Source organism: Pseudomonadota bacterium, assembly GCA_038533575.1.
Lineage (GTDB): Bacteria > Pseudomonadota > Alphaproteobacteria > Rhodobacterales > Rhodobacteraceae > Shimia_B.
This window is the reverse complement of sequence record JBCAYL010000001.1, coordinates 592,871-618,392: the sequence shown is the minus strand read 5'-3', so window position 1 is coordinate 618,392 and position 25,522 is coordinate 592,871. Positions and strand designations below refer to the sequence as shown.

Annotated in this window: 41 protein-coding genes and 1 tRNA gene; 13 read left to right on the top strand and 29 right to left on the bottom strand. The window is 61.5% G+C overall.

Annotated features, from left to right (window positions below):
- Positions 1 to 5 precede the first annotated feature (5 nt).
- The 26 genes from AAFM92_03215 to AAFM92_03090 form a co-directional block, all read right to left on the bottom strand.
- Positions 6 to 434, bottom strand: a complete 429-nt coding sequence (locus AAFM92_03215) for a hypothetical protein (protein ID MEL7299371.1) — start codon at positions 432 to 434, stop codon at positions 6 to 8.
- Positions 434 to 1,372 carry a phage minor head protein gene (locus AAFM92_03210; protein ID MEL7299370.1) on the bottom strand — a complete coding sequence of 313 codons (939 nt, stop codon included), beginning with the start codon at positions 1,370 to 1,372 and terminating at the stop codon, positions 434 to 436. The genes AAFM92_03215 and AAFM92_03210 overlap by 1 nt, the downstream gene beginning before the upstream one ends.
- 80 nt (positions 1,373 to 1,452) lie before the next feature.
- Positions 1,453 to 1,869, bottom strand: coding sequence for a hypothetical protein (locus tag AAFM92_03205; protein MEL7299369.1), 417 nt, complete (start codon positions 1,867 to 1,869; stop codon positions 1,453 to 1,455).
- Positions 1,869 to 2,369, bottom strand: a complete 501-nt coding sequence (locus tag AAFM92_03200) for a DnaT-like ssDNA-binding protein (GenBank protein MEL7299368.1) — start codon at positions 2,367 to 2,369, stop codon at positions 1,869 to 1,871. The genes AAFM92_03205 and AAFM92_03200 overlap by 1 nt, the downstream gene beginning before the upstream one ends.
- A complete protein-coding gene (locus AAFM92_03195) occupies positions 2,369 to 2,593 on the bottom strand; it encodes a hypothetical protein (GenBank protein ID MEL7299367.1) in 225 nt (74 codons plus the stop codon). The genes AAFM92_03200 and AAFM92_03195 overlap by 1 nt, the downstream gene beginning before the upstream one ends.
- Positions 2,586 to 3,182, bottom strand: coding sequence for a hypothetical protein (locus tag AAFM92_03190; GenBank protein ID MEL7299366.1), 597 nt, complete (start codon positions 3,180 to 3,182; stop codon positions 2,586 to 2,588). The genes AAFM92_03195 and AAFM92_03190 overlap by 8 nt, the downstream gene beginning before the upstream one ends.
- The gene (locus AAFM92_03185; GenBank protein ID MEL7299365.1) at positions 3,175 to 3,429 is read right to left on the bottom strand and encodes a hypothetical protein; all 255 of its coding nucleotides are present in this window, start codon (positions 3,427 to 3,429) and stop codon (positions 3,175 to 3,177) included. Before AAFM92_03185 ends, AAFM92_03190 begins: the two co-directional genes overlap by 8 nt.
- Positions 3,430 to 3,431: 2 nt before the next feature.
- The gene (locus tag AAFM92_03180; GenBank protein ID MEL7299364.1) at positions 3,432 to 4,334 is read right to left on the bottom strand and encodes a major capsid family protein; all 903 of its coding nucleotides are present in this window, start codon (positions 4,332 to 4,334) and stop codon (positions 3,432 to 3,434) included.
- Between the two features lie 11 nt (positions 4,335 to 4,345).
- Positions 4,346 to 4,789 (bottom strand): hypothetical protein, encoded by a 444-nt coding sequence (locus tag AAFM92_03175; GenBank protein ID MEL7299363.1) that lies wholly within the window; start codon positions 4,787 to 4,789, stop codon positions 4,346 to 4,348.
- Positions 4,789 to 5,928 carry a DUF2213 domain-containing protein gene (locus AAFM92_03170; protein ID MEL7299362.1) on the bottom strand — a complete coding sequence of 380 codons (1,140 nt, stop codon included), beginning with the start codon at positions 5,926 to 5,928 and terminating at the stop codon, positions 4,789 to 4,791. The genes AAFM92_03175 and AAFM92_03170 overlap by 1 nt, the downstream gene beginning before the upstream one ends.
- Positions 5,929 to 5,935: 7 nt before the next feature.
- Positions 5,936 to 7,222, bottom strand: a complete 1,287-nt coding sequence (locus tag AAFM92_03165) for a DUF1073 domain-containing protein (protein MEL7299361.1) — start codon at positions 7,220 to 7,222, stop codon at positions 5,936 to 5,938.
- The gene (locus tag AAFM92_03160; GenBank protein MEL7299360.1) at positions 7,219 to 7,560 is read right to left on the bottom strand and encodes a hypothetical protein; all 342 of its coding nucleotides are present in this window, start codon (positions 7,558 to 7,560) and stop codon (positions 7,219 to 7,221) included. Before AAFM92_03160 ends, AAFM92_03165 begins: the two co-directional genes overlap by 4 nt.
- Entirely contained in the window at positions 7,560 to 8,981 is a 1,422-nt protein-coding gene (gene terL, locus AAFM92_03155) for a phage terminase large subunit (protein ID MEL7299359.1), read from the bottom strand. The genes AAFM92_03160 and terL overlap by 1 nt, the downstream gene beginning before the upstream one ends.
- Positions 8,944 to 9,405 (bottom strand): terminase small subunit, encoded by a 462-nt coding sequence (locus tag AAFM92_03150; GenBank protein MEL7299358.1) that lies wholly within the window; start codon positions 9,403 to 9,405, stop codon positions 8,944 to 8,946. The genes terL and AAFM92_03150 overlap by 38 nt, the downstream gene beginning before the upstream one ends.
- An 85-nt stretch (positions 9,406 to 9,490) precedes the next feature.
- A complete protein-coding gene (locus tag AAFM92_03145; protein ID MEL7299357.1) occupies positions 9,491 to 10,036 on the bottom strand; it encodes a hypothetical protein in 546 nt (181 codons plus the stop codon).
- A 43-nt stretch (positions 10,037 to 10,079) separates the two neighbouring features.
- On the bottom strand, positions 10,080 to 10,445 hold the full coding sequence (locus AAFM92_03140; GenBank protein MEL7299356.1) for a hypothetical protein: 366 nt from the start codon (positions 10,443 to 10,445) through the stop codon (positions 10,080 to 10,082).
- Positions 10,442 to 10,609, bottom strand: coding sequence for a hypothetical protein (locus AAFM92_03135; GenBank protein ID MEL7299355.1), 168 nt, complete (start codon positions 10,607 to 10,609; stop codon positions 10,442 to 10,444). Before AAFM92_03135 ends, AAFM92_03140 begins: the two co-directional genes overlap by 4 nt.
- Positions 10,609 to 10,935, bottom strand: a complete 327-nt coding sequence (locus tag AAFM92_03130; protein MEL7299354.1) for a hypothetical protein — start codon at positions 10,933 to 10,935, stop codon at positions 10,609 to 10,611. Before AAFM92_03130 ends, AAFM92_03135 begins: the two co-directional genes overlap by 1 nt.
- Positions 10,936 to 10,943: 8 nt before the next feature.
- On the bottom strand, positions 10,944 to 11,393 hold the full coding sequence (locus AAFM92_03125; protein MEL7299353.1) for a hypothetical protein: 450 nt from the start codon (positions 11,391 to 11,393) through the stop codon (positions 10,944 to 10,946).
- Between the two features lie 43 nt (positions 11,394 to 11,436).
- On the bottom strand, positions 11,437 to 12,312 hold the full coding sequence (locus tag AAFM92_03120) for a DUF1376 domain-containing protein (protein MEL7299352.1): 876 nt from the start codon (positions 12,310 to 12,312) through the stop codon (positions 11,437 to 11,439).
- Positions 12,309 to 12,749 carry a RusA family crossover junction endodeoxyribonuclease gene (locus AAFM92_03115; GenBank protein ID MEL7299351.1) on the bottom strand — a complete coding sequence of 147 codons (441 nt, stop codon included), beginning with the start codon at positions 12,747 to 12,749 and terminating at the stop codon, positions 12,309 to 12,311. Before AAFM92_03115 ends, AAFM92_03120 begins: the two co-directional genes overlap by 4 nt.
- A 169-nt stretch (positions 12,750 to 12,918) precedes the next feature.
- Positions 12,919 to 13,458, bottom strand: a complete 540-nt coding sequence (locus tag AAFM92_03110) for a hypothetical protein (GenBank protein MEL7299350.1) — start codon at positions 13,456 to 13,458, stop codon at positions 12,919 to 12,921.
- A 3-nt stretch (positions 13,459 to 13,461) separates the two neighbouring features.
- On the bottom strand, positions 13,462 to 13,752 hold the full coding sequence (locus AAFM92_03105) for a DUF2312 domain-containing protein (GenBank protein ID MEL7299349.1): 291 nt from the start codon (positions 13,750 to 13,752) through the stop codon (positions 13,462 to 13,464).
- A 593-nt stretch (positions 13,753 to 14,345) separates the two neighbouring features.
- Complete coding sequence (locus AAFM92_03100; GenBank protein MEL7299348.1) at positions 14,346 to 14,876, bottom strand: helix-turn-helix domain-containing protein; 531 nt, start codon at positions 14,874 to 14,876, stop codon at positions 14,346 to 14,348.
- A 22-nt stretch (positions 14,877 to 14,898) separates the two neighbouring features.
- Positions 14,899 to 15,342 carry a hypothetical protein gene (locus tag AAFM92_03095; protein MEL7299347.1) on the bottom strand — a complete coding sequence of 148 codons (444 nt, stop codon included), beginning with the start codon at positions 15,340 to 15,342 and terminating at the stop codon, positions 14,899 to 14,901.
- Positions 15,339 to 15,524 (bottom strand): hypothetical protein, encoded by a 186-nt coding sequence (locus tag AAFM92_03090; protein MEL7299346.1) that lies wholly within the window; start codon positions 15,522 to 15,524, stop codon positions 15,339 to 15,341. Before AAFM92_03090 ends, AAFM92_03095 begins: the two co-directional genes overlap by 4 nt.
- Before the next feature lie 86 nt (positions 15,525 to 15,610).
- Between AAFM92_03090 and AAFM92_03085 the strand changes: the two genes are divergently transcribed.
- The 10 genes from AAFM92_03085 to AAFM92_03040 all read left to right on the top strand — a co-directional run bounded on the left by AAFM92_03085 (position 15,611) and on the right by AAFM92_03040 (position 19,828).
- Complete coding sequence (locus AAFM92_03085) at positions 15,611 to 15,958, top strand: helix-turn-helix domain-containing protein (GenBank protein ID MEL7299345.1); 348 nt, start codon at positions 15,611 to 15,613, stop codon at positions 15,956 to 15,958.
- Between the two features lie 212 nt (positions 15,959 to 16,170).
- Positions 16,171 to 16,401 carry a hypothetical protein gene (locus tag AAFM92_03080; GenBank protein ID MEL7299344.1) on the top strand — a complete coding sequence of 77 codons (231 nt, stop codon included), beginning with the start codon at positions 16,171 to 16,173 and terminating at the stop codon, positions 16,399 to 16,401.
- Positions 16,401 to 16,748 (top strand): hypothetical protein, encoded by a 348-nt coding sequence (locus AAFM92_03075; protein ID MEL7299343.1) that lies wholly within the window; start codon positions 16,401 to 16,403, stop codon positions 16,746 to 16,748. The genes AAFM92_03080 and AAFM92_03075 overlap by 1 nt, the downstream gene beginning before the upstream one ends.
- Entirely contained in the window at positions 16,748 to 16,954 is a 207-nt protein-coding gene (locus AAFM92_03070; protein ID MEL7299342.1) for a hypothetical protein, read from the top strand. The genes AAFM92_03075 and AAFM92_03070 overlap by 1 nt, the downstream gene beginning before the upstream one ends.
- 11 nt (positions 16,955 to 16,965) lie before the next feature.
- Complete coding sequence (locus AAFM92_03065; protein MEL7299341.1) at positions 16,966 to 17,721, top strand: YqaJ viral recombinase family protein; 756 nt, start codon at positions 16,966 to 16,968, stop codon at positions 17,719 to 17,721.
- Complete coding sequence (locus AAFM92_03060; protein ID MEL7299340.1) at positions 17,721 to 18,431, top strand: hypothetical protein; 711 nt, start codon at positions 17,721 to 17,723, stop codon at positions 18,429 to 18,431. The genes AAFM92_03065 and AAFM92_03060 overlap by 1 nt, the downstream gene beginning before the upstream one ends.
- Positions 18,431 to 18,673: a hypothetical protein gene (locus AAFM92_03055; GenBank protein ID MEL7299339.1), complete on the top strand. Its 243-nt coding sequence runs from the start codon at positions 18,431 to 18,433 to the stop codon at positions 18,671 to 18,673. Before AAFM92_03060 ends, AAFM92_03055 begins: the two co-directional genes overlap by 1 nt.
- On the top strand, positions 18,670 to 19,032 hold the full coding sequence (locus AAFM92_03050) for a hypothetical protein (GenBank protein MEL7299338.1): 363 nt from the start codon (positions 18,670 to 18,672) through the stop codon (positions 19,030 to 19,032). The genes AAFM92_03055 and AAFM92_03050 overlap by 4 nt, the downstream gene beginning before the upstream one ends.
- A gap of 9 nt (positions 19,033 to 19,041) precedes the next feature.
- Positions 19,042 to 19,590, top strand: a complete 549-nt coding sequence (locus tag AAFM92_03045) for a DNA N-6-adenine-methyltransferase (protein ID MEL7299337.1) — start codon at positions 19,042 to 19,044, stop codon at positions 19,588 to 19,590.
- Positions 19,577 to 19,828 (top strand): hypothetical protein, encoded by a 252-nt coding sequence (locus AAFM92_03040; GenBank protein ID MEL7299336.1) that lies wholly within the window; start codon positions 19,577 to 19,579, stop codon positions 19,826 to 19,828. The genes AAFM92_03045 and AAFM92_03040 overlap by 14 nt, the downstream gene beginning before the upstream one ends.
- Here AAFM92_03040 and AAFM92_03035 read toward each other — a convergent pair.
- Together AAFM92_03035 and AAFM92_03030 are read right to left on the bottom strand one after the other, a co-directional pair.
- Positions 19,812 to 20,759 (bottom strand): site-specific integrase, encoded by a 948-nt coding sequence (locus AAFM92_03035; protein ID MEL7299335.1) that lies wholly within the window; start codon positions 20,757 to 20,759, stop codon positions 19,812 to 19,814. The genes AAFM92_03040 and AAFM92_03035 overlap by 17 nt on opposite strands.
- Before the next feature lie 137 nt (positions 20,760 to 20,896).
- Positions 20,897 to 20,981: transfer RNA gene (locus AAFM92_03030), tRNA-Leu, on the bottom strand.
- Between the two features lie 193 nt (positions 20,982 to 21,174).
- Here AAFM92_03030 and AAFM92_03025 point away from each other — a divergent pair.
- Complete coding sequence (locus AAFM92_03025) at positions 21,175 to 21,615, top strand: Hint domain-containing protein (GenBank protein ID MEL7299334.1); 441 nt, start codon at positions 21,175 to 21,177, stop codon at positions 21,613 to 21,615.
- Here the strand turns inward: AAFM92_03025 and AAFM92_03020 are convergent.
- The gene (locus tag AAFM92_03020) at positions 21,609 to 23,381 is read right to left on the bottom strand and encodes an NAD(P)H-hydrate epimerase (GenBank protein ID MEL7299333.1); all 1,773 of its coding nucleotides are present in this window, start codon (positions 23,379 to 23,381) and stop codon (positions 21,609 to 21,611) included. The genes AAFM92_03025 and AAFM92_03020 overlap by 7 nt on opposite strands.
- A 172-nt stretch (positions 23,382 to 23,553) precedes the next feature.
- On the opposite strand from AAFM92_03020, the gene AAFM92_03015 reads away from it, so the two are divergent.
- Both AAFM92_03015 and glnA read left to right on the top strand, forming a co-directional pair.
- The gene (locus AAFM92_03015; protein ID MEL7299332.1) at positions 23,554 to 23,892 is read left to right on the top strand and encodes a P-II family nitrogen regulator; all 339 of its coding nucleotides are present in this window, start codon (positions 23,554 to 23,556) and stop codon (positions 23,890 to 23,892) included.
- Between the two features lie 111 nt (positions 23,893 to 24,003).
- Positions 24,004 to 25,410 (top strand): type I glutamate--ammonia ligase, encoded by a 1,407-nt coding sequence (gene glnA / locus AAFM92_03010; protein ID MEL7299331.1) that lies wholly within the window; start codon positions 24,004 to 24,006, stop codon positions 25,408 to 25,410.
- The last annotated feature ends 112 nt before the right edge of the window (positions 25,411 to 25,522 follow it).

The following is a 25,522-nucleotide window of genomic DNA, read 5'->3' as shown; positions in this document are numbered from 1 at the left end:
GTGTCCTAGTCCTTAAATTTGGCAGCTGACGCATCCACGCGCGCCTGCCAGCCGCCTTGGCCGTTGAGCGCTTCACGGACCATGAAGCGGCCCTTGAAGTGCTGCGTGCCGTATTCAATCGCCGGGGCGTAGTCCCGCGTGAAGGCATGCTGAATTTGATCACCGATCTCAAAGCCCGCTAAGCCTGCGATGTAAGCCTCGGAGCCTTCCGCCACAAAAGAACCATTAAGGCTGGTCTGCATGGTGTTTGCGAGAGGCCCGTCATCTACCGGAACCTTGCCAATCTCGAAAGTGCCGCCGGTCTCTTTGACGCTCGGTTGGCGCTCACTCATGTCAGCAAAGACGCCCTGCGCTGCGTCGGCCACCACAAGCCCCATGTTGCGCTTCGCTTTCTGAGACCAGTTGCGGACCTGTGCTGTAAACGTCTGTGCCATCAGCGAGCCAGCCTCACGAAGTCAATTTCATGCCGCACACCGCAGCGGCAGTTGATGAGCTCTTCTGACGGCGCGCCCAAGCTCTCATCTCCCGGGTACATCATCTGTGCCCCTGATGGGCTCGTGAAAGCCTGCCCATATGGCACCTTCTGGCCATTCATCGCCAAGTGCGTGTCCCGCGTTCTTTTGCTTATCGTGGCTTGCCAAGTCAGCGTCACGGCGTCGGGTGGTATGCGCCCGCTTTCGATCATTTGCACGACTGACTCATTCCGCCCCGCTGAAAACGCGTTGTGCGCCTCGGTGCGAGCAATGCGCTGACCTCGGTCGCGGAGAAGCTTGTCGGCGTAGGACCGCGTGATGCGCTCTATCTGCTCAGCCCTCAAAGGCTCCCCGCGTCGCAGGGCCGAACGCACAGAACGCTTCCAAGGCGCATTGGACCGCCGCAGATACGCTGCCATCGCCTCGGGGTCAGACAGCTCCTCTCGAGCCCTCCTGACAGCACGTGCGTCGCGGCTGTGGAGGCCGATCAGGCCACCGACACGCTGGTTTCCGCGTCGCTCGCCGATGAGCCGCCGCGCAATACGCTTTGCGCCCGCACCTTCGCCTATACCCTCCTCGACCGTCTCTGCGATCAAAACGCGCTGATCGGCCTGTGTTTCCGTCACAAAGCGCGCGGCCCTCTCACGCGTCCAGTCTTCGGCGCGCGGGTTACGCTGGTCGAACCGGACGATGAGGTTAGTGCCCTCCGGCCCCGTCTTTTTTGGCAGTTGGTCGATCTGCCATAGCGCGCCCTGCAGGAACGCCTCGTTGATCTGTCTATCGAGCGGAGCCCAGAACTCGCGACCGAGCCGCACCGCCTGAAACACGCCGTCAATGTCGCCGCGCTCGATGGCGGCCTCGATCGCCCGAAGCTGCGCGGTGGACCGGATGTCCTGCACGGCTTCTTCAAACGCCCGCGCTAGGCCCGGCTCAATCTTGCGGAGCTCGCGCTGAAACGCAGAAAGTGTCTGTCGACGGGTCACGTCGGATCCGGCGTGCCAGGGGCGTAGGCCTCGTTATCCGCAACACCGCCGCGCGCATGAATTTTCCACATGAGCGGAACACCGCCCGGCGCGACTGCCTCGAATGCCTCGATCTCGTACCGCACGCCATTGACCTTGATCTTGTCGCTGTTGCGCGGCTCGGTGGTGCCCACAGCAAGCAGGAACTTGACATCACCTGCCTGAACATTGCCAGCCTGCTGCTCTGCGAACGAAAAGCGCGTCTGCATGCCTGTGAACGTGTAGGCGACCTGTGCGCCCTTGGTGGGTGGCGTCGTCGTCAGATCGGGATCCTGCTGACGAATGAGCAACACGGTAAAGTCACCAGTTCCAGCACGCTGCGCCACGCGCTCCAAACCAGCGCGCACCTTGCTTTGAATGGCCGCCCCGCTCATCAGCTGACCACCATCGTGATTCCGTAGCGCCCGCCGCCAATCAGAGGGGCCAGAAGTGACATCACGGCGGGCAGAACCGGACGCGTGTCCACCATCTTGCCGTCGCCGCCTGCGTATTGGAACTCGACCACGTCGAACTTCTCGCGCGTCACCAATTGGTCAGGTGAGAGAGCGCGATTGATGTCGCCGCCGGATAGATCGTGAAAAGCGACCTCGTAGGTTGCGTCGATGACGCGCTGAGGAATGTCGGCATCGCCGAACTCAGCGCCATAGACGTCTGACGCCCCCGTGCGCGGCCATTCTGCGGATTGCCCAGCAACGGCAGGTCTGCCCGGCCACAGAGGCGACTGCACGCCCCGTCCAGTATCGCGGTAGCCCAGACCATCGACGAACGTAGAGGCTCGCACCAGCGCTGCTGTCTGTGCGGTTGCGTCGATGCCAGTGAGGTCATAGCCGCCCACTGAGCAGTACGTCGCAAAAGCCTCCTGCGTTCCGTACATCAGAGACCGCCGCCGCCCAGGATGTTGACGCCGATGCCACCCTGAAGAAGCGTGATGATCGTCTGTTGGTTTGCGATGATCGTCGTGTTCTGCTGAATGGTGGTCGCGGCCTGCTGGCTTGTCACCTGCAGTGAATGCGTGCCGTCATCTTCGTCGATCACAGTCATGGGCACGTCGTCCTCCTGCCCATCGCTTTCATGGGGCACGCCTGAGACCTTACGCATCGTCGTAGTCCTCCACAATGAAGACAAGAGTGGCAGACACCTTTACAGAGCCCGCGCCGTTGCCCTGACCCTTGATCTGGTAGCCGAACGATTGCCCAGGAAGCACAATGCGCGGCACGCTGATCTCGATCGTGTTGCCAGCCTGAAAGTTGCGCTCGATCGCTGCACCTTCCGCGAAAGCGCCGCCGACAGCCCAGCCGAACACACCAGCAGCATTGCCAACACTGACACCGTCTAGCGGGTTCAGTGCGACGTTGGTGCCAGCACCGTCAGGCGTCGGGTTGATGACCAGTCCGCGAGTCAGATGACTCTGTGTGATCCGGCGGTTGTTCGAAAAGCCGCGTTTGACAACGTACAGGCGCTTTCCTGAGCCCGCCGGGTTCTGCAGCCAGTATTTGAGGTACTGCGAGCCCGGAACCGACTCCAGCGGCGTGCCGACTGAGAATGCCTGCCCGCGCTCGATTGCTTGTTCGAGCTTGCCCTCGACGCCCAATTGTCCAATACGGCCAAAGGCGTCGACAGCGACAACGGGCGTGGCTTCTTGCCGCCGCCCGTTGGCACCTTGGATGTCAGGTAGCTGGTCAGCCACCCTTTGCGTCTTTCTTGGCGGCCTCTGCCTTGGCTTTGGTGGCTGCTTGCGCCTCCGCCTCTGCCTTGGCTTTGGTGGCTGCTTGCGCCTCCGCCATCAGGGCACCCGACTTGCGGAACGCCTTCACACCAGACTGCGCGAGGTTTTCACCGCCGATCTTGATCGCACCGCCGGGAAGCACAGTTTTTCGCTTCCCTTCGATCTTAATCGTCAGCGGACTACCGGACGTGTTCGTGAACGTGATCAAGATCAGATCCCCGTCAGGTAGCGCACAGCACCGGGCCGGCGGATGTTGACCGGCGCGAACCGGTACATGCCCAGCGTCACGATGCTCAGTCCGACGGGCTGCGGTGCGATGAACCGAAGCGGCATCGGCATGTGCATCTTCACCACCGCGGGGTCGCGGCGATAGATGACAGCCTTGCCGCTCAGACGATGCGAACCGGTGATGTTCAGTTCGCGGCCCGTCTCAGCCGTGTAGATGTTCGAACGACGCAGGAGGTCGATGATCATCATGTCGCTCTCAGGAGCCAGCTGCGTGGACGACAGGCGGCCCATGATGTCGAGCGGCAGAACGATCGTGTCGGCCATATCGACGCCGAGGGAGCCCTTGTAGATCGCCGTCAGCTCGTCGTTCAGCTCCGCAAGGATTTCCTGCGGCGTCGACGTCGCGAACGTCTTCGATGCGGCCGTCGAAGTGACGCCCGTCATGTCGAAGAAGCCCTCGACGCCGAGCTGGTCTTCACCAGAAAGCGCCACCGCGTCGACGTGCTGCTCGTATGCTTGGCGAGCCGCATTTGCGCCTTCGGTCGAGAGCTTGACGTTTGCGTCTTGTGCCGCGCCGATTTCCTCAAGCGAGAAATCGTAGCCGATGCCGCCCATGTTCACCGTCTGCTCGAACTTCGAGCGCGACAGGTTGACGAGCGGAACGTCCGACCCCTTGCCGTTGATGAACTTGGCTCGACCGGTGTGGTCCTGCGCGAAGAACGTGACGGATGCCGCGAACTCGGGGGCCTGCGTGTCCACCGGAATAAGCGTCGAGTACTTGATCTCGGGGTACTCCCGTTCGAGTACCTCGCTTTCGATGTGCGAGCGCTGCGACGTCACGAAGCCGAGAGCGGCCTGGGCGTCAAGAAGGTAGGATGCCTGCATGATCGTTCTCCTTACGGCAGGTAGACGCGGACGAGATTGCCCGACGTTGCCGTCGTCTCGAATTTCGCGCCTGCGATGGTTGTGGCGAGACCAGCGCCGATGACGCCCGTTGCTGCCGTGAAGGTGACCGGATCGGTCGGGTCGACGTTGGTCGATGCCGTCACCCAGATGGTGCCCTTGCGCATCACGCCAGCCATTTCGCCGACCGCGTACTGGTCGGCATCGGTGTCATCAGCTTCGCGCGATTTGTCTGCGACCGTGATGCCCTCGAAGCCAGTGCCGTCAAGGCGGCAAGAGCCGTCTGCGGTGCCAGCGCCGACTGCGAGTCCGAAGGCAACAGCAGCGTTTTCCACCGAGCGGGATGCGACGTCGCACACCGTGTTGTCGGCCCGCATGCCCGCGTAGCCGATCGTCTGGTCGACGGCATAGCCGCCCTGATAGTCCTGAACCGGCATTAGACCGTCTCCTTCTTGGTGTGGCCGAGGGGCTTCTTCCAGGCGTCGGCGAGGTTCTTCTCGTATTGCACCTGTACGTCACCGACCTTGGCGGGCTGCGGCGTTTCAAGGCCGCCCGCAAGGCTGTCCTTGCTGACGACGAGGGCGGCGAGAGTGTCGAAGGCCGTCGCGATCTGCGCGGAGGTGAAGTCCTTCGCCTTGTCGCCCATCTTCTTGGCAACGGCGGCTTTCTTCATGTCTTCTTCGTCCATGTCGTCCATGTCCTCCTCGACGCCCATCTTCTTGGCTGCATCGATTGTGGCCTGGCGGGACTTGGCGGCGTCGGCGAGCATCTTGGGCGTGACCTTCGCGTCAGTTACCTGCTTGTTGAGATCGGCGATCTTTTCCGTTGCCGCAGTGTCCTTGGCCTCGAGCTCAGCGATGCGATCGCCCATCTCTTTGGCCTCTGCCATCGCCTCGTCGAGGGATGCCTTCATGGCCTTGTGAAGCGCCATGCCTTGGTCGTTGACCGCATATGCCTCGTCGGAGAACACCACGGTCTGCAGTTTCTGGTCCGCCATTGCGGGCTCCTTTTCTGCTGGGTTGTGGGGGTTGAGCCCCGAAAGAGGCAGAGGGCTTGCCCCCCACCGCGAATCTCCGATGCGTGCCGTGCCTGCGCGGCCTTGCGGTACGATGGCGATATGGTTGGCGCGGATCTGCGTCTGTCGCGCGTCGTAGGGCTCTCCGTCCGGCGTGGTGCCAGGGGTTGCGTCGATGATGGACGTGTATCCGACGGAGAGGTCGCGCACCTTCTGTACGCGGACCAGATCGACAGCTTTTGCGTCGGTGATCTTCAGTCCGATTTTGAGGTGCTCGCCATCGCGCAGCACTTCCTGACCCGTGTGGCCCTTGGAAAGGTCGGAGTGCGACGCCGCATCTACCATCTGCGCTGGGTGTCCGATCGTGATCGGCAGTCCTGAGAACGTGTTCAGGCTGTCCTTCGCGAACACCTCGTCAGCATCCCGGTAGACGCGCACAGGGCCGTCGCCGACAAGCCCAAGCTCTGACGGGTGGTAGATTTGGATACCAGTGCGAGCGACCCGTGCGTTGACTTCGAGATAACCTTCATCGGTCAGCTGCAGCGCGTCATTCAGCGTCACCGTGTCTTCAAGCCTGATCATTGGCTATCTCCAATCCTTCCAGACCCACACGTCGCAACGCGCCTTCGAACACAGGTTCCAACTGGTCCTCGCCGAACATCTGCGCGCCTTCGAGCGCGACCAAGGCGCGAACGGTTCGCTCTTGCACCTCTGCGACGTCCTTCTCGGACATCTCACGGACCGGTCGCCATTCTGGCTTGACCGTGTCGTCATCGAGCGCGCCAACCGATGCCTTGAGGCACATATCCAGAGGCCGAAGCGCCGGGCCGAGGTTGTTCTGCTGAAGCGCAGCGACGCTGTCGTAGTAGTTCGCCAGATCGCTTTCGCCTGCGCTGTTCAGGCCGCCTGGGGACGCACCGAAAAGCCGCGTGATGGGTATGTCGCCTGCGCCAGCCGCCATGTGCATGAACCGGTCCACCATGTCGCCCATGCCCGCGAAGCTGTAGGTCGAGCTGACCACATCTTCTTCAGTGTCGAGCGCCGCCCGCCTACGATTGCCAGCGGTACTTTCCAGTATTGAAAGCTGCGCTTTAAGGGCTGCCTCTTCACGCGGATCTTGGACGCGCTGGGTCAAATGCTTGATCTTGAGGTACTCGACCTTCGCCTCTGCTACGAGGCTTCGAATGTGCGCCATCACCGCGTCCATGTCGCGGATCGCGTCAATCTTCGACACGAGGATCGAGTTATCCCATCCGGACAGAAACGCGCCGAAGCTACGAGACGATGGCCGTGACCCCCCAAACAAGCAAAGCCGCGACGGGTGAATCTGCTGCATCGAGCCGCCTACCTGCGCCGTGTAATAGATCGGCTTGCCGAAGCGCTGGCTGGTCACGTCGTTTGAGACGGGACCGGGCGACAGGTCGAACCGGTCAACGACGTTGACGTAGCGAATTTCGGTGACGTCGTCGTAGTTAAGCGGCTGAGATGCATCGGGATCACCTGCGCCGACAATCAGCGCCGCGCCGCCGAACAGACGACCGCTTTTAGCCCCAGCGTCGACTTTTTCCTGAATGCCGAACTCGCGCTCAAGCTCGGCGATTTCCTCACCCTGATCGCCGCCCCATGTCCGCCATTTCTTGGTGGCGTCCTCAACCGGAATGTCGACAATCTGCCGTCCAATCCACGATGTCTCATAGATCACGGTGAGTTCATAATCGCTCGGGATCTGCAGGTGGTGCCGGTTCGATGCGCCCTTGTCCGTCGCGCCACCCAGTCCGGTCAGCGCGTTCTTCATGCCATCGCCGATCGGAATGACGCTTCCCTGCGACGTCAGGCGATAGTGCGGCTTGATCATTTCGACAGGCCCTTAATGGCCGACTCTTCAGGGTAGTCAGCCTCGCCCGGGCGTGCTTTGCGCTCGCTGGCACCCGCCTTGATGCGCTTTCGTTTGGCGCGGATGTTCTCGACCAGGTTGCCGTCTCCAAGATGCGGGCGGATGCTGGACTTCTTGCCCGGCTGTCCCGGTGGCCGCGATCGAACCCACTGCCCTGCCGCGATCTGGCGCTCTTCCTCTGCCGTGGCGCGGCGAGAAGCCACGACTTTACCGCCTGCCGTCTTGCGCCGTTTGGCGCCCACAGCGGTAACGACCGGGGTGCTGCGCCCGGCAAGCCATGTCAGCGTGTGCTTGGCCATCAGGTCAGCCAGGCCGCCGAGTTGTAAGTGGACCCGCCTGCGAGCTCGTTGAACGCACGGCTTGACGCATCCACCTGATCGGCAAACTCGCCGAAGGGGAATGCGCAAAGCTCGTCGACGTACGCTGCGTTCCAAGAGCCTCGAAGGATGTCCAAGTTGCCTGCCTCCGCTTGCGCTGCCAACGGCTCTGCGCGAACCGCTTTGTCTCCGCTCTCTGGCGACGAAGTGAATGAATATCCCGACAAGTCCTTGGCGATCGACGCCGCTTGATCCTTGCCCGCCTGACCGGGGTCCTGCGGGTAGCTGATCCGCACGTCCTTACTGTCTTCCTCGGCAGTCGCGACAATGTAGCGTCGGGGCGCTTCCGTGCGCTCGCGTCGCGCGTCGGCGATGATGAACCGCCCCTCTGGCGTCTTTCCGATCATCACGCCCGCCGTGTAGGCGCTGGTGTCCCGCGTCGAAGCCGCCATGTCCCATCCGCGAACAAACTTTGTACCGACCGGAACCGCGTCGACGTAGTTGAACCAGTGCGCCTTGAACATGCCACCTTCGCGCGGCACCGGGCGCTGCTGGAACTGACCCGCCGTTGCAAACGATCCCATGACCTTCTTGTCACGCTCGACAACTTCGCGCGGGAAGCGCTCAGAAAACAGCAGGTCGCCGTCCTTGGTGCGCGGGTCCTTGAACCCAATCGAAGTGCTGCACGCGCGCTCGGCTTCGTACTCCATAGGCAGGCACAAGTGCTCGTAGCCCAGATCGCGCGACAAGATGTACCCGCTGACATCATTCTCGTGCAGGCGCTGCATGATCACGATGATCACACCCGTGCGCTGATCCGTAAGACGCAGCGGCAGCGTCTCTGCAAACACCCGATTAGCTGTGTCGCGCTCGACTTGGCTGTATGCCTTTTCTGGCGAAAGCGGATCATCCCAGACGACGAAATCGCCGCGCTTGCCGGTCATCGACTTCACGGCGCACGACTGCCTGAAGCCTTGCGCGGCGTTCTCGAAGCCGGTCTTTTCGTTCTGGTCGCTCGTCAGCTGAATCGGCCAATGCGACTGATACCAGTCTAACGCGATCAGAAGCCGCGTCTTGCGGTTGTCACGGGTCGCCAACCCTTGCTCGTAGCTTGCACCGATGAACTTGGCCTGCGGTCGCCCAAATGGCCCCCAAAGCCATGCCGGGAAGAACACCGAGCTTGCCGTCGACTTCGATGTGCCAGGCGGGATGTTGATCAGAAGCCGTGTGATCTGCCCACGGGCACACGCCTCAAGATGCTCACCCAGAGCGTCCATGTGCCAGCCGTGAACGTACGGCTGCGGGTCGATATGTGGCCATGCGCGTTTGACAAAGGAGGACAGGGATCGAGAGCAGTATTCCCGCTCAATCGCTGCCAGATCCGCCTTCGTCAGTGAACGCATGCAGCAGTTCCTCCATGGCGGCAGTGGAGAGCTTGGTGGGATCTAGCGAGAGAGCCACGGGCTGGCCGTCTTTTCCGGTGACCTCGACACGGCTTGGCCGATCCAGTCCGGTGAGCTTGACCTTCTCCTTGATCGCCCCGACAGCGCCTGCAACCTGTCCTACCTTTTGCGCAAGCTGACGCGCTTCTTCGAGCTCCTCCATCGCCTTATGGCGAGTGTAGATTGCGAGCTCTTCCGCCTTTTCGCGGATTTCCTTGATGCGCAGGGCAATCACAGGGTGATCAAGAAGCTGCTGAGCTTCGACGTAATGCCACCGATCTCGGCTGTTTTCGTCGACGTTGTAGGCTTTTCGATAGGCCTCTGCGGCGTTTCCGCTTTCGAAATACGCGACAGCAAAGGCTTCCTGCTTTGCTGTCAGGGCCATGTCGTCACCATGTCGGGATTTTTGACCGCCTCGCCTGCGCGAAGCTCTGCCGATAAATACTTCTGTGCATGTTTTGGCGTCACGGTCAATACCTCAATCGATCGGCGACGCGATCAAGAGCATCTTTCAGGCGCGCAGGTGCACGACGGTCGCCGCGCCGCACAAGCACCGTCATCGGCTCGTTGTGCCAGCAGACCGCCTCCACGATGTCGCGAGCAGATCGCGGCACGCAGTCCATGGCAAGTTTCAGTGTGCTGACCGCGTCTACCTGCGAAGCAACGACCTTGTCGGGCTTTGGGCTGCTCTGCACACGCTCTTTCAGGGGGCCACCAGACGACAGGCTTTGCACCCGACCGTAGGCGTCCTGAATGAAGCGCCCGGCCTGGTGCTGGCGCATGGTGATCCACCCGCGCTTGAGCATCACATCAAGGCGACAGACGCGCTGGCGACGCTTCATGCGGTTCGGGTTCTTGCCGTTCTCGTCGACCACCTCGACGAGCTCCGTGCCCCGCATTGCAGCGGCGGTGGCAGTGCCGTGATCTCCACCCCAAGGCGCCTGCGTTACGGTGACGGATTTTTTGCGCGGACGCCCAGCATTGATGCGGCGCTTAATTTTTTTGGCGCGACTCATCTCATCCGATCCTGTTATCTGAGGTTTATTATTTTCACGCTGATCATGCATCTTCGGTCGACGGAGCGCGCTTTAATTGCACGATTTCTTCCAGAATTTCAGCGTTTGCCTGCTCTTGAAACGCCTTTGGTTTATAGAATCTGTATCGAGTAACCCGCATGTAATTTGGATCAATACAGATCCATTCTCCAAGTCCGAACGATCCCGACCATTTCCATGTCCAGCTAGGGCTGTTAGGATCTACTTTCGGTCGGTTGGCTTCCTCCCACGGCGTTTGAGGCCGACCGTAACCTTCGCTGACGATTGTCATCATTTCAAATCCCCTCCCAGCCATCTGATTACATATGTCGTGCGGAAATCCTTTACCGTCGTGATCAATCCAATTTGTGTATTCGTAATCTTCGCTCATGTCCCACTGTCCTGTATTGGCCCGACTGCCGCGTATGCCGCTTGCTCGGAGAACCCACTGCCGATCAGCAACGCGCGTATGACCGCCTCGGAGCGCGATGCATCTTCGCTGCGCAAGCGCGCCGCTTCGAGCTTTGCTGCTTGGACGCTGTGAATCTGATCCATCAGCGCGATTCCTCGACGCTTGGCGTCAGCGCTGTGAATCTCACTTCGTCTTTGCGCTTATCACGCGCTACGAAGATGCGCTGAATGCGGCCCGCTTCGATGAGGTGTCGGGTGTCTGCCTGAGCCTTGAACAGCGGAATTTTCAACAGCTCGGATATTTCCGCATTGGTCATCGGGCTGGATTGCGAAAGTGTCTGCACGATCCGCTCGCGCCTCTTTTCGGCAGCGACGCTTCGCGCGTGGCAGGCCGCTGGGACCTTGGCCTGGAGAGATTGCCTCGTGAGGTGTAGGGGCCTGTGTCCTTCTGCTCGGGCGAGCTCAAGCATTAGGTTTCTCATGGCTTTTCCTCTGCAAGTTTTCGCGCCTTCTCGTGCAGCGCTTTCAGTTCGTCACCGTCCGGACGGCGAGCTTGCATAGGCTCGCGTTCAGGTGGTTGCTGCGGGCTGAGACGAAACCCCACTTCGGCCAGAATCGCCGCTCGCCGCTCAGGAGTGACGATCTCGCGAGCGGCATCGACCTGAGCTTGTCCATCAGCGATGCGTTGACGATCGCGGCGGTCGATCTCCGCGGTAATCGGCTCTCGAATTCGAGAGCACTTGTTGCGGATGTCTGCCGGTGTCGGGCGGCGATTGTGCTGCTGCTCCCACCGGTCGAAGGCACTTGCAACAATCCAAAGCGGGACGTCAGCAAGCGCTCGGATGAACGACTCAAGCACGTCTGCCCGCGCCTCGATATCGTTGTCCTTCCAGTAGTTGTTCAGGCATCGCTGCACGCGCGCTGCCATCTGCTCCACCGCTTCGGGCGTTGGACACAGCGCAGCGCGAAGATCAGCGGCACTGACCCGCTTGATGTCGGAACCTCGCAGCCACGATGGCGCGGACATCTGCGTCGCTGGCGACTGATCTGGATGAGCTAGCTCGTGTTGCATTCGTGCCTCCTTGTGCAGGGATGACGGTGAGTTTTGGTGCTGCCTTTGCGTTGGCGAGATCCTGCATGGCAGGCGTGAAGTATCGGAATGATCGCGGCGGCCCTCGACCCGTCCTAAGGTTGGCGATTTCGGAAATGACCGTCAGGCATTCCACTTCGGTCAGGCCCAGATCGCCGGTCCAACGGCCTGCCTCTGCCATGTCGGTCGTGCGGCCAAGCATAGTTCCCCCGTGACCGGTCATTCCGGAAATCGGGTCGACACCGATGGCTGTGAGAATGCGCTCCCGGAAAGTCAGATCTGGCGGCGGTTTTTCAGTTGAATTTCCCGCGCGCGCTTCTTCAGCATCAGTATACTCTTCTCTTCTCTTCTCTTCTCTAGGGGAAGCAATTGCTTGACCTAAGTCGTTGTTTTGGCTTGATGCTCGCCTCGAAACGGCAGAAGAAACACCACCTTTTTCCCCCAATTTTGCTCTGGTTTCCCTCAGTTTCTCTCTGGTTTTCGCTTCGTTTCGCGCTCGTTTCTGTGTCAGAAGGCCGTTTTCGCGCTCGATTTTACCCATCTGAACGAGGGCTGAAATCGCCGTGCGAACGGCGGCCGAACCCATGTCGCTGATCCACCCGGAGATCCATTTCGGGTCGTCATTGATCGCGCCGCCGTGTTGGTAGATGAGGTCCAGAACCACAGAATAAACTGCGTGCTCTTTCGCACTCAGACCCTGCACTCCACCTAGGTAAGCGACAGGGTCGCGCTTGTACCAATCCGCTCCTGACTTCATAGGCGCACCTGCGGGCGTAGATGCCAGGCATCCGCGTGCAGCGCCGTCACCTCAACAATTGTCTTTGCTTCGCTGCCGTAGATCTTCTGATCGAAGCCGCTGGCTACCTGGCTATCGTCCTCGTAGGCGATGCGATTCATGCCATCGAGAATGGCCTTGCGGATGTTGTCCGCATCTGGCCGCGATGTGTGAAACCCGTCGACTGCAGCGTCGCGGCGTGCCTTTGACCAGCTTTTTGGGATCTCGAACACCGCACACACCGAGACGTGCACAGGGCCTCTTAGCGGCTCCGAGAAGTGCAGGGCCGCCAGCTGTCTGACCACGCTCTCGAACGACACCGTTGCCTTGGGCGTATAAGCCCGGCCCTGCCGCGTCATGCGTGGCCTTTGCTTGGCAAAGGGCTTGCCGGGTATCTCGAAGCGGACCGTGTGCGTCATGTGCCGTCGTCCGCCTGCTCAACAGCGTGACACGCCCGCCACACAGAGTGCGCTGACTTGCTAAATGCGCGCCCGATCTCAGCCCACGTGTGACCAGAATCCCGTCTCTGCAAGTACTCCAGCACCTCCTCGTCGCGCTCGCGCGGCACATCTCTGACTCGCAACTTTCTCATGCCGCCCTCGCCATGAGCCGCGGTTGACCAATGTGCTTGGCGTCGAATAGGCACCAGCAGGCGTTTGCCTTGCCAGCTACGCCATTCCCCTCCCAAGAGACGCGCCCTATCGGCACAACCTTGACGCAGATCGGGTGCACGCGTGCGAAGTAACGATTGAACAGCATGTCACCCGGAAGAATGGTCCACAGAGGCAGGAGCTCGGCCAAGTGCTCGATCATCGGCACAGTCGGGTCGCCACGCGTGTTGCCGGTCGGGAACGAGAGGTTCGTGATGAACATCTGCGCGCCGCAGAGATCGACACCAAAGCGCCGGATCGCACTGACATTCATGCATTGGATGTCACGCCGAAGCGGCTTGGTATCGCTGGCGCGCACGCATCCTGGCAGAACGTCCATAATCGCACCATCGCCGGCGCACGGCTCCCAATATCTCACCCCGCGAGGCAGATGCGGCACCAGCGGCGCAACAGCCTCGGGCGGCGTGCGATAGAAGCCGCGATCATTTTTCAGTGCGAAGTTTGAGCGCTTGCCCATAGGTCACATCCCAAGGGCAGCTTTATACATGTCGAGGACGGCTTCTTCCTCGGCGATATCGTCCCTGTCACGCTTCCGCAGCGCCACGATCTTGCGCATGATCTTCGTGTCGTAGCCCCGTGCCTTGGCCTCCGCCATAACCTCTTTCTGCTGCTCCGCGAGGTCCTTCTTCTGAGCCTCAAGGCTCTCGAAGTGCTCGATGAAGTGGCGGAGCTCACCGGCAGTGACGCGAAACGCCGTCTGCTCTGCGGCTGCAAAGTCGGGATCGTCTTTCATGTGCTGGCGATCAAGCATCATCATCTCCAAAAAATCGCCCGCGCGCGGCGGGCTGTTCAAGTTTGGCAGCGGCTCATCACCGCCAAGCAGCCCAAAGGCGCGTCAGCAGTCCGTGAGTGGGGTTGCTGAGGGAAAGACACCCCGACCGCGTGTCCGCACCGCAGCCGGGGGCCGTCGCACGTCGCCCAGGATCGACAGTGCGAGCGCTCGATTGACGAGGGCCGGAAGAAAAAAGGCGAGCGCGCAAATGGCGCCCGCCAGTTCACCCGCCAAACGGGACGCTTCGAGCACAGGACAGCTCGCGGCGGGGTTGGAATTGCTGCCCTGCGGACATGCCGCTCTGGCGCGGGCCACGCCCTGTTTCAGGTCTTGAGCGGTTATATGAAGTCGCGTCAGCGCGTCTCCCCGGGGCCACTCGTGCAGATCCTGCTTGTTTAAGGCTGTGCCACGATACACAGCCCGGAAGGGCCCCAGGGCCAACTTGAAATACGTGCCGGTCGTTGCGCCCCCGGACCGGCAACAGGGTACAAAATGACGACCTAGCTCGCCACCCGCGCTTCGTGTGCCATCATGCGTGCATGCGGCAGATGGACGTGAGAGGACCGGCAATGTCATGCCTTCTGCTCCTCCCAGCGATATCCGACACCCCAAACAGTCTTGATATTTGCGGCGATTGAGGGACTCTTGTCCTTTATGCGAGCAAGGAAAACGTCGATAATCCGAAAATGCGGAACATTATCCTGATCGACGCGGTCGAAGTAGACCGCATTCATTATGCTCGCGCGATCCACTGCTCCACCTTTGTGGGCCTGCAAAATACGGATAATCCTGCTTTCGTATTTGCTAAGCCCGTCGATCAAATCTTCGGACGCAAACTCGAGGGCAGATTCCAATTGCTCAATCGCGTGCAGCAACACCTCGACCGCTTCAAGCGCAGGCATATCGGCAATTTTGGACCTGAGGCACTGCTCGCTTTCTCTGGTGACATCAACGCCCAGCATTCTTGCTCGGGCTCTAGCAGCCTCCACGGAAATGCCGAACTCATCGGCAATCTGCGAAAGACTGTCACCCGCAGCGGCGCGCTCTGTCAGTAGCTTATCGTCTTCTGGCTTCCACCTCATTGCGTGGTCACCCCGCGACATGCAGCAGATGGGGTGGGAGAGCTCATGCGAGCGACTTTCCGGTGAATGCATGCGGTGAACACTTTACGCCCCGACGGCTGCACTCCATGAGCACGGCTGCAAAATACATCGCTGGAATTTTTCGGCTCTGACGTATGTGGCGGAAATTGCGATCCGTAATACCGAGCACCTCTACGAAAAAGTCTTTTCCAAGAGCGTCGATTAGCTGTCGCCCTTCAAGCCCTTCTTCTTCAGGCTTTGCCGACTGCTGGACGTTGTACTTCGGCTGCTCAAACGTGATGGCGACATTTTCAAGCGCCAGCGCGTGCTCACGTGACAGCGCATATTCGGTCACAGTACGTGCGACCTCCGACGCCCATTCTGACCGGCTTGCATGTTCAGACGTCCGGCACTCAAGATCGCAGGTGATGCCCACGTACAGAAGCGCGCCCTCAGCGTCGTAGTGGCGGTAGAGAGCGTGTTTCATGCGGCCTGCTCCTCGATGATCGCTCGGATCTTCGCGCGTGTCGCACGGCGCAGCTCTCGGCCCCGCTCAAGGTCGAAAATCAGGTTCGGGTCATTGGCCACCAACTCACCGACAGCACTTTTGGCGAGGCCAGTGCGCTCGGCATATTGCTGCAGCTCGGCGAGAATGGGGTCCTTGTCCATGGCGGCACATTAGGAAACTTCCTAGTATCGCGCAACTGGAAACTTCCTATTGGCGCCATTATGTCGGTCTCGGTATTTTCCTAAGTATGGAGCGAGCACCATTGGCTGGCATATTTGTGGCGAACGTGAAGGCGACTATGGATCGCCGGAACATGACGGCTGCTGCGCTTGCGGAAGCCTCGAAGCTCAATCCGACTGGCATCTACGATATACTGAAGGGCAAGTCCCGAAACCCAAGGCTCGATACTATCGAAAAGGTTGCGGCTGGGCTCAAGGTTTCTGTGCCTTACCTGCTTTCCCAGCGACCGAATGCGCTGTCTGATGACGACAAGCGCGCCGAGATCGTTGAGATTTTTGAGCAGATGGATGCAGAGACACAACTTCGGCTGATCCAGGCAGGCTTGGCTTGGCTGCCTCAGCGCGACAGCGCCTAGCTTCTTTCAGCAGGCAGTCTAGCTCACGACCAGAAAGCTGGCTGACCAGTTCCTCGATTCTCATTTAGCGCCCCAAGAAAACACACCCGTACCGCCTTGTTTGTAGCGCACGCGCGCACCGCAACCAAGGCGATATTGGATTTATCCTATTTTTCTTCTTGCGGTTAGGAAATATCCTATGTATATTCCTCCCCAACGAGAGGAGGCACCGCATGCCCGCACAGTTCACCATCATCGGCGGCCAGCGCGTCTGGAACAACACCGCCGAGATTCACATCGACAGCCATGGCCGCGCGATGATCCAGCGCCGCCCGATCCGCATCTACGGTGTCACGCAACCGGTCATTCACCAGAGCCCGCTGCCGTACTTCAAGCGCGACGACGACGGGGGCATGGTGCCGCCTGTCGCGCCGAAGCTGCCTCCGATGCGTGGGGGTGTGTGATGTACCCCGGCCGCGCGGAAAACCTCGCTTTGCATGTCGCCAAGATGGAGGCGCTGCAGGCCGCGTACACGCAGGCCACGGCTTATGCTGGTGAGAACTGCATGGCGCGGCTGCGCAGCAGCATCTCGCGCCCAGGTTGGCTCGGATGGCAGGAGCTCGTCGAGCAGCTTCAGGACCGGCGCATCTTCAAGATCATGGCAGGCGACGCGCTCGTCAGTGCTCGTCAACAGCGCAAGCTCTCGGAGCTACTCGAGGACAAGGGCGGCGCGAAGATGGCGCGGGTCAGCAGCTTTCGCGCGCTGGACCGTGCCGCGTACTACCGCCGCCGGTTTTTGGAGGCCGTGTGATGGCCGCGCCGATCCGCATCATCGAAATCACCACGCTGCCTGGTGGGTCCAAGATGGCCCGCGTCATGATCGGTGGGCGCGAGGAGACGAACGTCATCGCCGGCACATCCCACCGGCTTGAGGTCGCGCTGCGGCAGCTCGAGCTTGCGTACAGCGTCGGTGCCAGAGACGCGACCGAGCGCGCCCGCGACCTCCTGACAAAGTGAAAGAGGCTCAAATGAACGACACCATCGCTAAGCCATTCATCTTCGACGACGAGCCGTTCGCGACGACGACGGACGGTCCGATCACATACCACCACAAGCTCATTCAGGGCTCCGAAGAGTGGCTGCAGGCGCGCTTGGGCGTGCTCACGGCCAGCGAGATGAAGTTGGCCCTGACGCCGACGCTGAAGACCGCGCGCAACGACAAGATCCGCGCTCACGTCTTCCAGCTTGCAGCCGAACGCGTGACTGGATTCACCGAGCCGCACTTCGAGAGCTACGACATGGCGCGCGGGCATATCGACGAGACGTTCGCGCGCGCGGCCTACATCGACGAGTTCGGTCCGATTCGCATGATGGGGTTCATCACGAACACACGCCACGGCCCAAAGATCGGCTACTCACCTGACGGCCTCGTCGGCGACGACGGGCTCTGGGAGTGCAAGTCACGGTCGCCGAAGTACCAGGTGCGCACCGCCGTGCAGGCGAAGGATGGCGACTCTTTCGTGCCGCCGGTCGAATACTTCTTGCAGCTTCAAACGGGCCTTCTGGTGGCTGAGCGCAAGTGGATCGACTTCTCCTCCTATTGCGGCGGCATGCCCATGCTCACCATGCGCGTCTGGCCCGACGAGGCCACGCAGGCCGCGATCATCGAGGCCGCACAGACCATCGAAGCCGACATCGAGAAGGTGCTCGCTGATTACCGTCACGCGCTGCCTCACCTCCGGCCCGTCAAGACTGAGCGCGTAAAGTATGAGGATTACATCTGATGCCAGATATTAGCGCATACCTTGTAGCCAAGTCGGACCAGCTGAACGCGCTGGATCTGGTTGGCAAGTCCATGACAATTCACATAACGGAAGTGCGCGTGCCAGGTGGCGAACAACCTGTCCATGTGTATTTTCAGGGAGATCAGGGCAAGCCGTGGAAGCCAAACAAAGGTATGAAGCGCGTCCTTAGTTTGGGGTGGGGGCGTGAAACCGACAATTGGGTAGGAAAGCAGTGCACGCTGTTTTGCGAACCTACAGTCAAGTGGGGGGGCAAAGAGGTTGGCGGAATTCAGGTGTCACACATGAGCGACATACCGGGTCCCCTACAGACCGTTCTGGCGTTATCGAAGTCCAGCCGCAAGCCCTACGTCGTGCAGCCACTTACAGCAGCGCAGCGGCCTGCTGCGGAGCTGAGTTCTGACGATCAGGCTCGTCTGCTGGCAGACGCCCAGCGGGCCGCCGAGAACGGCGTTGAGGCGTTTCGTGCGTTCTACGTGTTGCCAGAAGTGAAGCCGCATCGGGCGGTGCTCGAGCCCAAGCTAGCCGATTTCCAGAAGACAGCGCAGCAGGCAGACGCGGAGACAGTAGACACCCACCCCACACCCGAACAGCTCGCAGCCGCAGAACGCGCCGAACAGACGACCACTGAGGCCCGCGACGCAGAGGTCATGGACTCCGACAGCACTGCGGCACCGGAGGGTCTTTCGTGATGCCCTTCTACGCTGAAACCAAGACCGGCAGCCGATGGACGCCCTGCGTGTTTCCGTACCGGCCTGAGGAAAAGCGCATCAATGGCGGCACACGCCTTGTGCGCGCCGGAAGCGTCGGACCTCGCGTGCGCGCAGTTCAGGAAATCGCCCACGACCATGAGAACCTGACTCTTAGCCAGTTGCGAGAGGTCTACGGCACGGGCGGCAAATTCAACAACAGGGTATCGGAGGCGATTGCATGACGATCTTTGCAGCGAACGACAAGCGGACGATCACGTTCAATAGCGGCGCTGAAATGAGCGCCTGGGCCAACAACGGATATCGAGCGCCGACACAGAGAGAGCGCGCAGTCGCGTACAAGATCATCGATCAGGATGGCTACGTGCCGCTTCGGGTCGCGCAGGTCGCGGGGCACGTCATCAAGGGCGGCTTCGTGTCGGAGGAGGCACTGAAAGCAATGATGGAGCACCACGAGATGAACACGCACCAAGGGCGCGCACGAGCTGCGTGGAGAGCGCAGGAGCGCCGTCGCAAGATGGTGGTTGTGCTGCAGTGGCTTGCCGTCGTGCTGTCGTTTTTTGCCGGCGGTTGGGTGGTTTGATGAGCAGGATTGACGACCACATGGCGCATAGATCGGAGCATTGACGTGGCGGCTTATGAAGCGGCAGGAGAGACTGATGAGTGGTACACACCCGCCTACATATTTCGGGCCATGGGTGTCCGTTTTGACCTCGACGTGTCTTCTCCGCCTACCGGACCCCTACACGTTCCCGCTGACGATTTTATCGCGCCACCCCGCGACGGCTTGTCTCATCCGTGGCATGGCTTTGTGTGGATGAACCCGCCTTTTGGCCATCAGTCAACAAAGCGCGCATGGCTAGCGCGGTTTTTTGATCACGGAAACGGCGTCGCCCTTGTGCCTGATCGCACTTCCGCACCGTGGTGGCAGGAAGCAGCACCGAGCGCGTCAGCAGTGCTCTTCATCTCGCCCAAGGTCAAGTTTCTACGCCCTGACGGCTCGCGTGGCGAGCAGCCTGGAACTGGAACCACATTGCTGGCCGCGGGCGAGTTGGGAGCCAAGGCACTTATGCGAGCTGGCGACCTTGGGGCGCTGTTCCGCCCCTTCCATACAAAAGAGCACAATCATGACCACGATTGAAGTAAAGCTCCCCGAAGACCTCGAAAAGCAGATCCAGAGCCTGCACGCGAAGCTCGATCAGCTCAATGAGAGACTTGGAAATGACAGCCCGTACCTGACGGCCTCAGAAGTCGCAGCAATCGAGGGCGTGACCGTAGACACGGTGCGCCGACGCGCCAGAGATGGCACATACGCCAGCGAACGCGTCGGCGGAAAGAACCTGCGCTTCCTGCGCCAGCATTTCAGTCCAGTAGAGTAGCAATGTCCTCGGCTTGTGCCTCGTAGTAGGTCATAAGCTGCGAGAGATTGTCGTGTCCGACGATGCGCGCCAAGTCGAGAACAGAGACCTTTCTGGCGAGGTCAGTGATCGCTCTATGCCTGCTGTCGTGAAACGTCAGACCTGTAATCTTGCAAGCGTCTCGCACCTTACGAAAGTTGGCGTCTAGCTGGCGGGGCGTGAGATCAAAGCCGTCCCCTGGCAGCGCGGCCCACAGATCGCGTGCATGCGAGGACAGTGGCACACGGCGGCCCTTGCCCGTCTTGGACGTCTGCAGCGTTGCCACCGAGCCATTCACAGACGACGCGTCCAGTGACAGCAGTTCGCTTGCTCTCATGGCCGTGGCGCAGGCAAATCGAAAGGCATGCACAGAGCGTCCGGCAATGGTGTTCAGATCCGGCGCACGCGCTACGAGCTTTGCAATCTCGGCATCCGTGACCAGCCGAGACCTAGGCTGCGGTTTTGGTGGCTTAGACACGTCACGGGCTGGGTTTCTCGGCAGCGCGCCCCACTCTTTGACAGCTACGTTCAGCACGGCGTTGAGGATCTGCATCTCTCGTCTGACCGAGTTGGGGGCCACCTGCTTAAGCCTGCGGTCGCGCCAAGCGGCGATGTCGGCGGGATCGAGGTCTTTTATCCGCACTGCGCCGAGCTCGTCACGGGCCATGTTGTTGAGTCGAAGAACCTCCCAACGCTCGCCGCGCTTCTTGGGGCTCACGGTGCGCGCATAACGACCGAGCAAGTCGCTCACGGTTCCGCCGTCGTACTTACCTTCACCTGAGAGGATCAGCTGCTCTTCGCGCGCGGCCCAGTCCTGCGCCTGACGCTTGGTGGGAAACGTCTTTGAGGTCCTCACGCCGCGCCGCGCCACCTGCGCCTGCCACCCCGACTTGATTTTACGAATCGACGCCATGCGTGTGCGTAAATCGTTCGTAGTGCGCGCGCCAGTTGTTCGTATGTTCACGCCGCGTTTTCGTGATGTTCAAGGTCTTAGGCCACACGAAAACAGCCTTTACTGGCTGCGTTTTGTCCGCTTTTGACGCTTGTCTATGGTGCGGATGAGAGGACTCGAACCTCCACGCCTCGCGGCGCCAGAACCTAAATCTGGTGCGTCTACCAGTTTCGCCACATCCGCACTGCGCTGGCTCTAGCAAAGCGCGCGGGCGCGCGCGAGCGCAAAGGTGCGCTGGGCCTGTGACGCTCAGATTTTTCGCGACACGGTCACGTTTCGTTAGTACTCTCGCGAAAAAATACCGAGCAGGTAACCAAACATGGCGTCAAACGCTCCTCTCTCTGCCGCGTTCAGCGGCGCGTGTCCCGTTCAGGCGATGGCCGCGGCGGTCACCGGCCTCGTGGCCGGGACAGATATCATCACGGCCGAAGGCATCCGCCCCGTCGAAACGCTCGGCGCGGGAGATCGCATCGTCACGCGTGACGTCGGCATGCGCACCCTCGCCAGCATCGAGGAGCGCGTCGTGACCGTGCCCGCGATCCGCATTTCAGCCGGCGCGCTGGGGCAAGGCCTGCCCGAAGCGGCCATGACCCTGCCCGCCGGGCAATGCGTCCATCTCAGGGATTGGCGGGTGCAGAAGCTTCACGGGGCCAGCGCGATCTCGCTCCCCGCGGCGCAGCTTGTCGACGGGCGGTTCATCGAGGCCATGGGGCCGCGGGAACTGCGCCTCTTCACGCTGCGCTTCGCGCGCGCGCACATCGTCTATGCCGGTGGGCTCGAACTGATGTCGGAGGCGGTGCCCGGCCGCGCTCACTGAGCCTCGGCGTCCCGCAGGACGCGGGGCAGCATTTCAGTCAGGTCTTCGGCGATGAGGCCCGGTCCGAAGGCCAGCGCGCAATCAACATGGAGCGCGGCTGCGAGGATGGCGGCATGGTCCGGGCGATGGCCACGCGCCGCGAGGCCCGAGATGAGCCCCGAGAGCACGTCCCCCGACCCCGCCGTGGCGAGCCAGGGCGCCGCCCGGTCCCGGCTGGCGGCGTGGACCCATGCCTCGCCCGCGGGATTGGCAACGACCGTGTCAGTCCCCTTGAGCAGGACGATCGCACCGGAGGACGCCGCCGCCGCCCGCACGGCATCGACCTTGGAATAGGCGGGCCCTGTCTGGGCCGCTACATGCGCGCGATAGGCCTCGGCTTCCTCGCGCGCAGCGACAAGCGCGGCCATGCTCTGCTCCGCATAGCGCAGGCCCGGTCGCGGCGGGCCGGAGAGACGCGCGGCCTCCTCAGGGAAGAGACGCGCGAATTCCCCCATATGCGGCGTCAGCACGACATGGGGCCCGAGGCCCGCGAACGGCTCCGCACGCGCGGCGAGGAGCGTGAGGGCATCGGCATCGAGCACGAGCTTGCGCCCCTGCCCCACATACGTCCCCGCGCCCGGAGGCGGAGCGGCGGCGAGCGCGGCCTCGAGAAGCGCAGCCTCCCGCTCGCCCAGCCCGAAACCGGGGCCGATGCAGACGGTATTGATGCGGATGTCTTCCAACATCTCGCTGAGGTCGGTCGCCGCACGCAGCGACCGGCACATAACACTAGTGGAATGCGCCGCGATCTCGGTGAGGGCAACTGGCGGGACCGCAAGCGTCACGGCACCCGCCCCCACGCGCAACGCCGCGCGCGCGGCGAGCCGGGAAGCGCCCGTGCGGCCCACGCCGCCAGAAAGAGCGAGGACATGGCCGTGCTCGTATTTGTGGCCTGCATACTTGCGCCGCAGCAAGGGCCGGAAGAGCGCATGGGGCTCCTCGGGGCCGACTTCCAGCGGTGGATGCAGCGTGAGCCGCGGCGGGCGCAGTCCGCGGGCGGGCATCCCGTCGCCCGCGGGGAGCCGCTCGCTGCGCGCACGGGTGAGCCCGATGCTCTTGATCGTGAGTTTCCCACAGAGCTCCGGACCATGCGCCAGGAAGTGTCCGGCCTTCGGCGCCTCGAACGTGACGGTGAGGTGCGCATAGGGCGCGAGGCTGTTGAACGGATCGGGCTCCGGGCAGCCCAGCACGCGACCCGAATCCGCGCAGAGGCCGGACGGCACATCAAGGGCCACCATGCGCGGCTGATAATACCCGTAATCGCCGCCGGAGCCCGCGAGGTAGCGTAGAAATTGCGCCAGCTCGCCAGAGGCCGGGCGCGACAGGCCGATGCCGAAGATCGCGTCGATGTAGAGCGCGGTGCCGGGGGCCGCGCGAAACGCCCCCTCCTCGAGCGGTGCTACGGGTCCCAGCACCTCCCACGCGTCGCGGTTCGCGCGCGCATCGGCGCCGGTCTTCTCGCCATGGTCCATGCCGTAGACGGCCACCTGCCAGCCCAGCCCGTGGAGGAGGCGCGCCACCACGTAGCCGTCGCCTCCATTGTTGCCCGGCCCGCAGAGCACCGAGACGGATTGCGGCGCGTCGCGGGAGGCGGGCCATTCCTCGAAGATCGCCTCGACCACCCCCTGCCCGGCGCGCTCCATGAGCGCGAGGCCCGGGACGTCGTCTTCGGCCATGGCTTTGGCCTCGATGGCGCGCATTTGGGCAGCGGTGAGCAGTTCGGTCATGTCAGTCGCCAAATTCGTTCGCAAAGCGCCCATCTGCGCGCCGTGTTGCCTATTTTTTAATCAGCACGTCCCGTTCGCTCCGACGCCGACAGCACCCTCTGGCGCTTCGAATTGTTCCGTTGGGGGGAACATGGTCTCACCCGGAAAAAAGCCGCCTAGGGAGTCGCGCGCAATGAAAAAAGTGGAAGCGATCATCAAGCCCTTCAAGCTTGATGAGGTCAAAGAAGCGCTCCAGGACGTCGGCATTCAGGGCCTCAGCGTGGTGGAAGTCAAAGGCTTCGGACGCCAGAAGGGCCATACAGAGCTCTACCGCGGCGCCGAATACGTCGTGGACTTCCTGCCCAAGGTCAAAATCGAAGTGGTGCTCTCCGACGATCAGCTCGACGGCGCCATCGAAGCCATCATCACCGCGGCCAAGACGGACAAGATCGGTGACGGCAAGATCTTCGTCTCCGACGTGGCCCAAGCCATCCGCATCCGCACCGGCGAGACCGGCGAGGACGCCATCTAGCCACGAAGGACCACCCGCCCCGGATCTGATCCGGGGCCGCTCCGCCAACACCACGAGGTCCCGGATCAAGCCCGGGACGTGCACACCAAGCTCGAACCACAGGGGTACTTCATGAGCAAAGAAGCTGTTCTCAAACTCATCGCCGATGAAGGGGCCGACTATGTCGATATCCGCTTCACCGATCCGCGCGGCAAGCTGCAGCACGTGACCGTCATGTCCACCGAGGTGGACGAGGATTTCCTCGACGAAGGTTTCATGTTCGACGGCTCCTCCATTGCCGGCTGGAAGTCGATCGACCAGTCCGACATGAAGCTCATGCCCGACACCGAGTCCGCCTACGTGGACCCGTTCTTCGCGGAAAAGACGATCTGTCTGCACTGCTCCGTCGTGGAGCCCGACACCGGCGAACTCTATGACCGTGACCCGCGCGGCACCGCCGAAAAGGCCGAGGCCTACCTGAAGTCTTCGGGCATCGGCGATGTCTGCTATTTCGGGCCGGAGGCGGAATTCTTCCTCTTTGACAACGTCCGCTACTCCAACTCCATCAACAAGGTCTCCTACGAGGTCGACGCGATCGACGCCTCCTGGAACACCGACACCGAATACGAGATGGGCAACATGGGCCACCGCCCGGGCGTCAAGGGCGGCTACTTCCCCGTCCCGCCCGTCGATGACGGCCAGGACATCCGTTCCGAGATGCTCTCCACGATGGCGCGGCTCGGGATGAAGGTCGACAAGCATCACCACGAGGTGGCGTCATGCCAGCATGAGCTCGGCCTCATCTTCGACAGCCTCACGAAGCAGGCTGACGAGCTGCAAAAGTACAAGTACGTCATCCACAACGTGGCGCAGGCCTACGGCAAGTCGGCGACGTTCATGCCGAAGCCCATCGCGGGCGACAACGGCACCGGCATGCACTGCAACATGTCGATCTGGAAAGACGGCAAGCCGCTCTTCGCTGGCGACAAGTACGCCGATCTCAGCCAGGAAGCGCTCTACTTCATCGGCGGCATCCTGAAGCACGCGAAGGCGCTCAATGCCTTTACGAACCCGTCCACGAACTCCTATAAGCGCCTGATCCCCGGCTTTGAGGCCCCGGTTCTGCGCGCCTATTCCGCCCGCAACCGCTCGGGCTGCGTGCGGATCCCGTGGACCGAGAGCCCGAAGGCCAAGCGCGTCGAGGCTCGCTTCCCCGATCCCTCCGCGAACCCGTATCTGTGCTTCGCGGCGCTCCTGATGGCCGGTCTCGACGGCATCAAGAACAAGATCGACCCGGGCGAAGCGTCCGACAAGGACCTTTACGACCTGCCGCCGGAAGAGCTCGCCTCCATCCCGACGGTGTGCGGCTCGCTGCGCGAAGCCATCGAGGAGCTCGAGGCCGACATGGACTTCCTCCTCGCAGGCGATGTCTTCACCCGCGACCAGGTCGAGGGCTACATCGAGCTGAAAATGGAAGAGGTCACCGCCTACGAGCACACGCCGCATCCGGTGGAGTTCGCGCTCTACTACAGCTGCTGAGCACAGTTTCGACACGCATGATCTGGGCGCTCCTTCGCGGGGCGCCCTTTTCTTTTCAGGGCCCGTTCCCGACACACGCAAAAATTGTTCTTAAAAGTGCCGCAATCTCCCC